Source organism: Janthinobacterium sp. NKUCC06_STL, assembly GCF_019345455.1.
GTDB classification, from domain to species: domain Bacteria; phylum Pseudomonadota; class Gammaproteobacteria; order Burkholderiales; family Burkholderiaceae_D; genus Janthinobacterium; species Janthinobacterium rivuli.
The window spans coordinates 1-240 of record NZ_JAHKQY010000049.1 but is presented as its reverse complement, the minus strand read 5'-3'; the positions used below and the strand labels follow the sequence as shown (position 1 = coordinate 240).

Genomic DNA, 240 nt, shown 5'->3' with positions numbered 1-240 from the left:
GCTGATGGGAAGCAGGTTAATATTCCTGCACCGTCGTATGATGCGATGGGGGGACGGATCGCGGAAGGTTGTCCAACTGTTGGAATAGTTGGTTTTTGGCTCATAGAAGGCGCTTAGGCAAATCCGGGCGCGGAATTCAAGGGGTTGAGACGAGTGAATTTATTCACGAAGCAATCGGAAGTGGTTCCAAGAAAAGCCTCTAAGCTTCAGTCATACGAGACCGTACCGCAAACCGACACA

Annotated in this window: 1 rRNA gene; it reads left to right on the top strand. The window is 50.4% G+C overall.

The features are described from left to right. A 23S ribosomal RNA gene (locus KO539_RS29945) occupies window positions 1–240 on the top strand; the annotation flags it as partial.